General features: G+C 67.8%; 7 protein-coding genes. 3 read left to right on the top strand and 4 right to left on the bottom strand.

What is annotated here, in order from left to right:
* The first annotated feature begins 55 nt into the window (after positions 1-55).
* Positions 56-1879: an RNA polymerase sigma factor gene (locus ACWGKI_RS05875; protein WP_452185447.1), complete on the top strand. Its 1824-nt coding sequence runs from the start codon at positions 56-58 to the stop codon at positions 1877-1879.
* A gap of 131 nt (positions 1880-2010) precedes the next feature.
* Positions 2011-2805 (top strand): hypothetical protein, encoded by a 795-nt coding sequence (locus tag ACWGKI_RS05870; protein WP_452185445.1) that lies wholly within the window; start codon positions 2011-2013, stop codon positions 2803-2805.
* A gap of 1175 nt (positions 2806-3980) precedes the next feature.
* On the opposite strand, the gene ACWGKI_RS05865 is transcribed toward ACWGKI_RS05870, so the two are convergent.
* Positions 3981-6293: an RHS repeat-associated core domain-containing protein gene (locus ACWGKI_RS05865; protein ID WP_452185444.1), complete on the bottom strand. Its 2313-nt coding sequence runs from the start codon at positions 6291-6293 to the stop codon at positions 3981-3983.
* A 474-nt stretch (positions 6294-6767) separates the two neighbouring features.
* Between ACWGKI_RS05865 and ACWGKI_RS05860 the strand changes: the two genes are divergently transcribed.
* The gene (locus tag ACWGKI_RS05860) at positions 6768-8015 is read left to right on the top strand and encodes a tyrosine-type recombinase/integrase (RefSeq protein ID WP_452185442.1); all 1248 of its coding nucleotides are present in this window, start codon (positions 6768-6770) and stop codon (positions 8013-8015) included.
* 89 nt (positions 8016-8104) lie between these two features.
* Here the strand turns inward: ACWGKI_RS05860 and ACWGKI_RS05855 are convergent, their stop codons facing one another.
* The 3 genes from ACWGKI_RS05855 to ACWGKI_RS05845 all read right to left on the bottom strand — a co-directional run bounded on the left by ACWGKI_RS05855 (position 8105) and on the right by ACWGKI_RS05845 (position 10157).
* Positions 8105-8521, bottom strand: a complete 417-nt coding sequence (locus ACWGKI_RS05855) for an ImmA/IrrE family metallo-endopeptidase (protein ID WP_452185440.1) — start codon at positions 8519-8521, stop codon at positions 8105-8107.
* 188 nt (positions 8522-8709) lie between these two features.
* A complete protein-coding gene (locus ACWGKI_RS05850; RefSeq protein ID WP_452185438.1) occupies positions 8710-9501 on the bottom strand; it encodes a DUF3800 domain-containing protein in 792 nt (263 codons plus the stop codon).
* The gene (locus ACWGKI_RS05845) at positions 9498-10157 is read right to left on the bottom strand and encodes a hypothetical protein (RefSeq protein ID WP_452185436.1); all 660 of its coding nucleotides are present in this window, start codon (positions 10155-10157) and stop codon (positions 9498-9500) included. The genes ACWGKI_RS05850 and ACWGKI_RS05845 overlap by 4 nt, the downstream gene beginning before the upstream one ends.
* Between the last annotated feature and the right edge of the window lie 29 nt (positions 10158-10186).

Below are 10186 nucleotides of genomic sequence, written 5' to 3'. Positions count from 1 at the left end.
GTCAGCGGCCGGCCGCCGTCCGTAAGTTTCCCGCGATGACCGGACATCTCTCGGCATGAACAGATTCCCCCGTGCGGCGACGCCACCGGGCGACGGCACGCCTGCGGACGAGGACCGGGTCGCCGAGTGGTGGCACCGGCACGCCCCGCGCGTGCAGGCGTACGCGCTGCGGCACGTCGACGTCCACGCAGCGCAGGAGGTCGTGTCGGAGACGTTCCTGGTCGCGTGGCGCCGGCGCCGCGACCTGCTGGACGGGCTGCCCGACGACGAGGTCCTGCCGTGGCTCGTCGGCGTGGCACGCAACATCGTCCGCAACGAGCGCCGGTCCACGCGGCGCGCCACCGCCCTGGCCGCCCGGCTGGGCGGCGTTGCTCGTCGCGGCACGGCCACGCCCGCCGTCGACGCGGCGGTGGCCGAGCGCGAGCACGTCCTGCTCGCCCTGTCACGCCTGCCGGAGAAGCATCGCGAGGCGGTTCTCCTCGTCGCGTGGGACGGGCTGACGCGGGAGCAGGCCGCCCGCGTCACGGGCTGCCGACTGGGGACGTTCGACGTCCGCCTCTCGCGCGCGCCGCCGGCTCGAGGAACTGCTCGACACCGACGACCTCGGCCCGGACGGCCAGGACACCACCGCAGACCGAGCCGGTCGCGCCGCGGTCGCCACACCCGGCGTGCACCCACTCCCCGACGGACCCGTTGGAGGTCACCGATGACCCGCGACTCGATCGACCGTGCCGCAGCCCTGGCACCGCACCTCCCCGTGGACCCCGAGGGGCTCGCTCGTGCTCGGGGTCTCTACGAGTCGGGCCGAGCCGCGCACGCGTCACGACCGGCACGACGACGTCCCGGTACCGGCATGTCCTGGTCTCGGTTCGCCCTCACCGCAGGTCTGGCGACCGCCACCGCCGCGGCCGTGCTGGCCGTCGCGGTCCTGGTGAGCCCGGGCGGCGAGCCCGGGGCGCCGCCGTCCCGCGTCGGGCCGCTCGGGCTCGTCCCCGCCGCTGCTGCCGCCGACCCGTCCTGCGGGGCGGCGCAGGTGGACGAGGACCAGTCGACCCCGATGCCGCGCGACGCCTGGGCGGGCAGCCCCGTCGCGGACGTCGCGGCGCTCGTGGGGCCGGGGCGTCCGGACCGGGTCACTGCGTCCGAGGTGGTCCGGCACTGTCCGGTCGCGGTGGCGTCCGCCGTGGTCTACGCACCGGGGACGGCACGCGGGGTCAACGTCTACCGCGACGTCGCCGCCGGCCCCCTCACGGAGATCGAGTCCCTCCGGTCCGCCGACAAGGTCTCCCTGCGCGGCGTCGACGGCTGGGTGCTCGCGTGGGTCAACGACCCGGACGTGCCCCGGCAGCGGCTCACCTGGACCGATCAGGACGGCGTGCGCTGGTACGCCGTCGCCGAGGGGATGCCCGAGGCGCGCACGCTCGCCGTGCTCGACGCGCTCCGGTTCGACGCCGCAGGCGTCCTCGACCCGCGCAGCGTCCCGGTCGGCCTCGCGAGCGCGCCTGCGGTCGCACCGGTGGTCGGCGAGCGGTCCACCTACCGGTGGTCCGTGGAGTACGGCGCGGACGACCGCGTCGTCACCGAGCTCGGCGACGGAGGGCTGGTCGAGGACGCAGGCCCGTCGTCCGTGCTCCTCGAGGTGACGACGCCGGCGACCGCCCCCGTGGAAGCCGAGGTCGCGGAGTTCGGCCACGAGCTCGTGGACCTCGACGGGACGCGCGCCGCCTGGACGCCCCAGGGGCAGGGGGGCGCCGAGCTCCGGTGGGTGCGGGCGGGCGTGCGGTACCGGCTGGTCGCCCAGGTCGACTCGCTCGACGCGATGCGCAGGATCGCCCGGACGGTCCAGACCGTCGACCTGGACGACCCGCGCCTGCACTGACCTCGCTCTGGGTACGGAGTCGGCGGAAGCTCGGTCGCGAGCTCCCGCCGCTTCCGTACCCACAGCTCCGGGCCAGGCGCTGCGGCAAAGGGAAAAGGGCCGCTGACCTGGTGGTCAGCAGCCCTCAGCTGATGGACTCGCTCGGTGCGCGCGCGGTGGCCACGCCGTCCTGCCGCGCCACGACGTACACGTTCGACCCGCTGGACCGCACCACCTCGAGCACGTCGGGTGGCAAGACGACGGACTACACCTATCTGGGCCTGTCGTCGGAGGTCCTCACGGAGGAGGTCGCGGGCGAGCTGTCGAAGTCGTACCAGTACTCCCCGTGGGGTGAACGGCTGTCGCCGGTCTCCCACCAGGCCGACGCCGAGGCAGGTGTCGAGGCGGGGGAGACGGCCTACTACGGGTACAACGCTCCGTTGATCGCCTCGCTGAGACCTGGCCGCCTCACCCCCGGGCCTTTACTCGATAGGCAAGTCTGGAAGGCTCGAGATGAGAGCACGCACATCTTCTTTACTCGCTCCGACCCGCGTTTGAAAATCGCGATCGTCGCCAGTCTCGAGAGCTTCCATCATAAGCGACTGCACAAGAAAGAATTCGCCTCGCATCATAGTCACCACAACCAAATCACCACGATCGTCAACGTCCATTACCGCTCCTCACCTTTGAACCTGGAAGTTGCGAAGGAAGTAGCTATACCCTCCACTCGGCGCGAAAGCGGTTCCGCCATCAACCGCGCCCGGATTTCGGACGACGATAACACCGTTGTCCCAGTAGTCGCTCGCCCCGTCCTTTCGAACACGACGCTCACCGTTGAGAATTACTCCTTGGATCATCTCTGCAAAATCGCCCCGGGTGCGAATCCCTGGAAACTCGCCGAGCTCAACAACATGCTTCTCAAGTGCGTGCCCACTGGCAAGCCCTAGGCATGCCATGGCGCACCTCCCTGAAACAGGCGTCCTATCACCTTCTGGACGCGACACCCCCACCTGGCCCCCGACGTTCACGGCGACGCCTGAGCGTCACGCTCAGCATTCCCGTCGTCCCTCGGACCTCTGGGATCACCAAGACGCCTGGCCAGGCCATCCAGTACTCAAGCAGAACCCAAAGGCCCAAGAAGAGGGATGACGCGGCCACAAAGTGCACTACATCAGTAAGCAGTTCTCGCTGTGGGGCACCCAGAACCCCTCCGAGTATGAGGAGAAGACACCAGGAAATCATAATCAAGTTTGCAGGAATAAGGACGCGTAGAGCCGACCGCGCCTTCTCCAGGTCGCCCCCGGTCCTACGTTCGGCGTAAACCGCTGGACTGAGATCGGCGCCTTTATCTACCACGCGCCGAAGAAACTGTACGAAAGTGCGCCCGACAACGGCGAGCAATAGTGCGCCGATAAGGAAGGAGAGACCCCTGAATCCCAAGCTTTCAAGAAGTCTACCGTATAGCATCTAAATTTCCGCCCAGCCCCACTCGCGCCCCAGGCGAACTCTGTTCGTTACTCATACCGCATGGTGCGGTGTGCGATTGAGCCCCCGGCCTGAACGGACGCGAACACGGCGATCTGTCGACGGTCGCCCACAGGACCTCCACCTTTGACAGGTCCATCTCGGCGTATGCCAGGGTGTGCCATGGAAACGATCGGCGCATTTAAGTCGTCGAATCACGGGCGTACGCGATTATGCAGCCCAAATAGGCCTCCGTCAGCACCAGCGGCACTCCACCCAACCAAGCCGCACCCGCTCCAAGGCGGGCGCCGAGATACCAGGTCAGCCCCAACCAAACGACCATCGCTAGCACAGCAATGAAGATGCAAGATAGTCGAGGGCCCTCGAGGAGAGGCCTCTGGCGCAAGTTCGCCCAGACGGCGATCGTTCTTGCCTGCCCCAGGGCAAAAGGCACCAACATCGCACTCGCAGAAACGAATATTGTGGTTACAAACCAGACTCCGTAGATCGTTCCAGCGACTGCTAGCAGGATCGACAAGGCAGCCGAAATGAACAGTCGCGCACGCCTCACGCCTCGTCCGTGTTGGAAGAGCACTTCCGCATCCATAGACAACCTCCGGTACCAGGCTATATGATCGTGCCAGCTCGAACCGAGGCGCTAGCGATCGAAGGCGTCTTGAATGCCATCCTCAATTCCCATCCCTCCGATCTCGAGCATCACATCGACCGCCCATGGCGCACCCTCGCCAAAGTAACCTGCCATCTTGTCGGCTGCGAAACCCGCGCCGGGCATGAAGAGGCCAACGCCTGCCGACACCGCCGAGTCAACTGCTTCACCTGTATTGCCCAAACGGGCATTGGCAATCGCGTTCGTTGTGTCGAGCGCGACAGTTGCATATCCGCTTACAGTGCTGACCCATCCACCGACGGCCACCATCGCGCCCCCAACGAACGGCCCCGCGCCGGTCGGGGCCGAGGCTACACCGACTAGCAGTCCCGATCCCTCAAGCCCCAGTCCAAAGAGGGCGGCAATTCCAGTGACCTCCGACGCGTCATCCGTCCAGCCCGCAAGCCCTTCGGCTGTGAAAAATGTCTCGTGAAGCTGGTCGCCGACGCCGTCAAATATCGACGACTCCCTAGTGTCATCCGACTCTGTGTCGCGATTTCGCAGGAGCAATTCGTCATGCCCATCAGCCTCAAATGAGTCTAGTAGTTCCTGTCCCATGATTTCTTCGAGGGTCATGTGATCATACTCGTTGACGACGGTCCACGACTCACTTGTCTTGGCGCACGAATAGTGTTCCTCCATGCATTCGATCGGACGGTGTCCGTCGTACTCGACGCGGGTGATGGGGTTTCCGCTCGTGAAGGCGTAGCGGTTGCTGGTGTACGGGTCGGCGCCGAGGCCCATGTGCGCGCCAGCGCCGTTGTACATGTCGCGGGTGGTGAACCGGTTGAGGCCGGGGTCGTAGTCACGGAACCCCATGTCATACGTGCCGGAGCCGGCGTTGAGGCGCTTGGAGTTGTACCGGTAGGCGTTGAACGGCTCCGCGTTCGTCGGGTCGCCCGCTTCGGGCTTGTCGATCCCCGAGAACTCGGTCGTGTCATCACTGCCGTAGGCCGTGTACCCGTACGTCGCGACCGTGTCACCCGACTCGTCGGTCAGGGTCTCGACATCCGTGTGCGCGTTGTACCCGTAGTACGCCGTCTCCCCCGCCTCGACACCCTCGTCGGCGTCGGCCTGGTGGGAGATCTGCGACAGGCGCCCACCCCACGGGGAGTACTGGTACGACTTCGACAGCTCGCCCGCCACCTCCTCCGTCAGCACCTCCGACGAGAGGCCCAGGTAGGTGTAGTCCGTCGTCTTACCACCCGACGTGGACGAAGTGGTGCGGTCCAGCGGATCGAACGTGTACGTGGTCGCGACCAGCGCCCCGGTGTCGTCCATCTTCTCGGACTTCACCACGTGGTCGAACCCGTCCAACGTGCTGCGCGAGATCACCGTCCCCGCCGACGTGACCGACTGCTGCCGACCGAACGGGTCATACGTGTAGTTCGCCGTCTGCCCACCCGTCGTGACCGTCTGCAGCCGGTTGCGGTCATACGCGTACGTCGTCGTCGAACCCTTGAGGGTCTGCGAGATCACGTTCGCGTTCGCGTCGTGCACATACACCTCTTCCGAGGCCCCGTTGCCGGTCTTGACCTTCTTCGCGAGGCGGTCGACCGGGTCGTACGCGTATGTCGTGGTCGACTCCAGCAGCTTGCTGTGGTCGTCCGCATCCATCTTCGAAGCCGCGTCGGTGGCCTGGTTGCCGTTCGCGTCATACGTGTACGCGTGCGACGCGACCAGCGTCTCGCCGTCCTTCTTGACCTCCTTGGTGGACTTCAGCGCCCCGTCCAGGAAGTACGTGTACGAGGTCACGTTGCCGTTCGGCTTCGTCTCCGACGCCTTCTGCGACCGGACCGTGTACCCATAGGTGGTCGTCTTCACCGACCCCGGCGTCTCACCGGTCGTGTCGGTCACCCCGACCGTCTTCAGGAGCTCGCGGGTGTCGTAGGTGTACTCGCTGACCTGGTCGGGGTGCGTGACCTTCGTCGGCTGCCCGTTCACGTCATACGCGTACGACGTGGTCGACTTCGGGGTGCCGGCCAGGTTCTCCGTCACCGACGACACCTGGTTCAGGTCGTCGTAGGCCACCTTGTACGCATCCACGCCCGCACCAGAGCCGCCCGCGTCCTTCGACGCGTCGTCGATCGTCGTCAGGTTGCCGTTGACGTCATAGCCGTAGGTGAACGTCTTCTGCTCGGAGTCCGTGTCCGCACTGTTGTCCCGCACCAGCTTCACGCCGTCCGCGACCACCACACCGGTGGCCGACGGCGTCATTGCCAGCGATGTCGTCTCGTTCTCGTCCAGCTGGTAGGAGCCGACCTTCTTCCACGCCCCGGCACCGGCGGACTGGTCCACCGTCACCTTCGGCTCGACAACCTCGGCCCCCTCCGAACCTGCCTCGGCGTCGGGGTCGCGGCATGCGTGCGGTGATCGATGCCCTGCTGACCCTCGAGATCCCGGTCGCCCGGGTGCCCTTGACCGTCGTCGACTGACGGTCAGAGTTGTTCGCCGCATGAGGGCGGTCGGGTCGTGACCCTCCGCGCGATCGTCACGCACGCGACGACGCGCAGCACCCGCGATCACCGCAAGCCTCGACGTCGTGGCATGAGCCCGCGCGGGCGCCGAAAAAGCAGAAGGGCCGCTGACCAGAAGTCAGCGGCCCTCAGCCGGTGGAGCTAGGGGGATTCGAACCCCCGACCTTCTCATTGCGAATGGGAGACTGCGGTACGCTGGACGGGTAATGAACCGCCCCTGACCTGCACAGATAGTGGCGGAGCGTATGCAGGGCATACGCTAGACATGGCCCCCAGGATGTACCCCCAGGATCGAGGCGAGATGGCTACCACGAAGAAGCGGCGCCAGTACGGCACCGGCGGCGTCAGCTACGACTCCGACCGCAAGCGGTGGGTCGGGACCATCGAGGCCGGCATCACCGCCAAGGGCACCCGCCGCCGCCTGAAGGTCACCGGCAAGACCGAGGCCGAGGCGAAGGCGAAGCTGAAGGAGAAGCAGCGGCAGATCGCGGCCGAAGGACTGCCCGTCGAGGGCGCCTCGGCCAAGGTCACCGTCGCCATGTGGGCCAAGACCTGGACCGAGCGGCGCGCGGACGAGGTGCGGTCCTCGACGACGAGCAACGACGTGTCCCAGGTCCGCCGCTGGGTCGTCCCCACGATCGGGCACGTCCGCCTCGAGCAGCTCACCCCGGCGCACATGCGCTCGGTCACGACGGCGATCCGAGCCGCGGGCCGCGCGGAGTCGACCGCCCTGCGCGCGCAGGTCGTCCTGAAGAAGATGCTGCGCGACGGCATCGTCGAGGGGTACCGCATCCCCGCCCGTGTGCTCGCCATGCCGAATCCCGAGAAGAACACCACCGACCGCGACGCCATCCCCCTGATCGATGCCCACGCCCTCATCCGCGCTGCCGGCGAGCTCGGGCCCGCCGGGTCCCGCTGGGTCGCCGCCTTCCTACAGGGCATGCGCCAGGGCGAGTGTCTCGGCCTCACGTGGGACTGCGTCGACTTCGAGCGCAAGCAGATCCGGGTCGAGTGGCAGCTCGACGCCCTCCCCTACCGCGTCGCGCGCGACCGGGCGTCCGGCTTCCGCATCAAGCCCGGCATCCCGCGCCGCCACCTCGTCGACCGCTGGCACCTCGTGCCGCCGAAGTCGAAGAAGGGCACCCGCGTCATCCCGATGGTGCCGTGGATGGAGGCCGCCCTGCTCGCGTGGCGGTCCGTCGCCCCGACGTCGCCCTACGGCCTGGTGTGGCCCCATGCCGACGGCCAGCCCCGCGACGACAAGGACGACTCCGCCGCCTGGTACGCCCTGCAGGACGCCGCCCAAGTGGCGCACACCGCCGACGGCCCGGCCGGGACGACGCTCGGGCGGCGCTACGCCCTGCACGAGGCCCGCCACTCGACCGCGACCCTCCTGATGGAGGCGGGTGTCCCCGACACGGTCATCACCGCGATCATGGGGCACAGCAGCATCGTGAGCTCGCAGGCCTACCTCCACGCCTCGCAGGACATGTCGCGGAAGGCCCTCGACGACGTCGCCGGGCGGCTCGGGCTCATCGCTCCGGCGTGATGTCACCTGGGGGCGACATTCCTGCGGGTGTCAGCGATCGGTGACATTGCGCCTTGATCGGCCGCCGTCCAGCGCCCGGCCTTGACTGGTCAGACGGCGCGGAGGTGGCGGCCGGCCCGCGCGGGAGCGGGTCGGCGCCACACCTCTGACCGCCAGACTTCGATGAGGCGGGTGGAGACGTCGAGCTCTCGCGCGATCGCGCCCGCGTGTGGCCCGTGGAGGCGTTCGGCGAGGGCGTAGTCGACCGCGCTGATGAGCAGGCGCGCGGCCCACGCGTCCGCGGCAACCTCGTCGCGCTCGACGTCGTGGTAGAGCGTCCAGTCGTGGCCGAGGGACCAGTGCCCCATCTCGTGCGCGAGGGTGCACCGCTGGGTGAGGACGCTCTTGCGGTGGTTCAGCAGCACCAGGCCCGAGCGCCGCAGCTCCCCGGCGCGGCGACCGAGGTTGTCCCACTTCACACGCATGCCGAGCTCCTCGGCTGCGGCGATCAGGTCCTCGAGCGTCACGGGTCCACTTCTAGTGCCTCGGGCTCCTGTATGCACGGCGGCGCGCCCGGCGTGGTTGATCGGATGGTGGCGATCCTCACTGCGGCCGCCCTGTCTCTGTGCTCTACTGGGCACGCACGCTGATCCCGGCTCATGTCGGGGGTAGGCATGCGATCAAGGGAGGCCCCCCTGGGGGCCTCCCCTTCTTTCTATGCGGGGTAGACGACGATGCCGTCCGCGTTCGCGCGACTCACCTCGGTGCGATGGATCGCCGCCAGCTCGCTCCACATTCGCTCGTTGCACACCGAGGCAACCGAGCGCCCTGGGGGCTGGAACCTCCTGAAGGCCGCGTAGGCGGTCAGGTCGGCCGACTGGATGAAGTAGGAGAACGCCGAGTCGCGCACGACCGGGTCTTCGACGAGAAGCGGGGAAGCGACAGAGTGGCCCCCGGGCGCCCACGAATGCCTTCGAAACCGGCGGTGATGCTTGCGGACGGCAGCGTTCTCGCCGTCGTCGTGGACCAGGATGATCGGGTGTCCGTACTCGCGCGAACGCATTCGGAGCCGCTGAAGCAGGTACTCCCAGGATCGCTCGTGTGCGTCGTCGGAGTAGCGGCTGTGCTCCTTGTCGATCACGACCGCGAACGCACCGCTCGCGGCGACCGCCGTCGCGCGAAGTAGCCGCTGGTAGATGTCACGGCGCTGTCCGTCGCCGAGTTTCATGTCCGAGAGCGGCCCGCGGGCACGGATCAGGTAGTTGGCCTTGAGCTCGTCCCGTAGCTTGACGCCGTAGATGCGCCGTATGTCACGGCGCGCTTCAGTGAGGACGCCGAGGCGGTCCGTCCACTGGTCAATCGGGACGAGCACGCAGCCCAGGGTGAAGGTCCGCGTGCCCCCCTTGGCGACCGGCCCGACGTTGCCCGACTCGTCGATGTAGGCGAATTCGGCCGTGGGCCGGCGGTCGGAGCCCTGCATGGCGCCGATGGTGCCGAGGACACTCACGGCTCCTCCTGCTGCGCCTCGACCTCGGCGTCGTCGTCCTGGTCGCGCGCCGCGAGCATGTAGTCGCCGGCGTCTGGGTCGTCGGCCAGCCGACGCTTCGACAGGAGGATGACCTCGTCGGTGCCTTCGATGGGCCGCGCCTCGACGAACGGGTTCGTGCCGCGGAAGCTCTCGGCGGCGACCCGTTTGCCGTGGAGCAGCTCGGCGAAGTAGCGCATCCCCCCTGCCTCCTCGGCCGCTTCGAGGTGCGCGACCTGCTCGGCGAGGTTGTCCGCGAGCTGGCGGGGCGTCCAGAGCCAGAGGGCATCGGTGGGCGGGTGCGCTTCGTCGCCGGCGTCGTCGAGCCAGTCACGGATCTGGTCGAACGCCCGCTGGAACTTGTCCAGGTCCAGCACCACGCCACGCCCGTGCTGCGCGGTGTGGGCGTCGGGGCCGTCGAGCACCTTGCTCCAGTCGCCGTCGCTCCATGGCCAGAGGGTGACGAGGGCGGCGCGCAGCCTATCGGCCCGGACGGAGGCGCCGGCTTCGACCCGGTCCCATGTGGCCGAGTTGAGCGAGGCGGCCTGGTAGGCGCGCAGCTTGGTGCCGAACTGCCGCTCGCGCTCCTCGCGGACCAGTTCGGCGAGCTGGTGGCGCTGCTCCTCGGTGATGTCCATGTCCCCAGGATGCCAGACACACCTAGGAA

It is taken from the genome of Isoptericola sp. NPDC055881, from assembly GCF_053615895.1.
The sequence above is the reverse complement of the archived record's forward strand: the minus strand, read 5'-3'. Positions and strand labels throughout refer to the sequence as shown.